This window comes from Pseudomonas sp. HY2-MNA-CIBAN-0224 (assembly GCF_040310285.1).
Taxonomy (GTDB): domain Bacteria; phylum Pseudomonadota; class Gammaproteobacteria; order Pseudomonadales; family Pseudomonadaceae; genus Aquipseudomonas; species Aquipseudomonas helleri.
In genome coordinates this window covers 1-232 of record NZ_JBEOPQ010000947.1, presented here as the reverse complement: position 1 = coordinate 232, position 232 = coordinate 1, and the positions used below count along the sequence as shown (strand labels likewise).

At 41.4% G+C, this 232-nt stretch carries 1 protein-coding gene; it reads right to left on the bottom strand.

What is annotated here, in order from left to right; genetic code table 11:
- Nucleotides 1-193: Arm DNA-binding domain-containing protein (locus tag AAEZ03_RS29045; protein WP_350583472.1), on the bottom strand; the 193-nt coding region annotated here is incomplete at its 3' end.
- Between the last annotated feature and the right edge of the window lie 39 nt (nucleotides 194-232).

Genomic DNA, 232 nt, shown 5'->3' with positions numbered 1-232 from the left:
GATATATACCGATGGAGATAATACTTTGTTTGGGGCTTGAAGGTGGGTAGTAGCGATACATCCATGATTTGGTTCCAGTAGGACGCACCATTAAGAAGAGTTTGGGATGATTTTTGATAGCAACGAAGTACTTCTTATCTTCAGGCTTATGACTGCTAATGCTTCGGTCTGAACTGATCGCTTTTCTTTCCATATCCTAGGTCTCCATGAGTAGACTCAAAACTCGGTATAC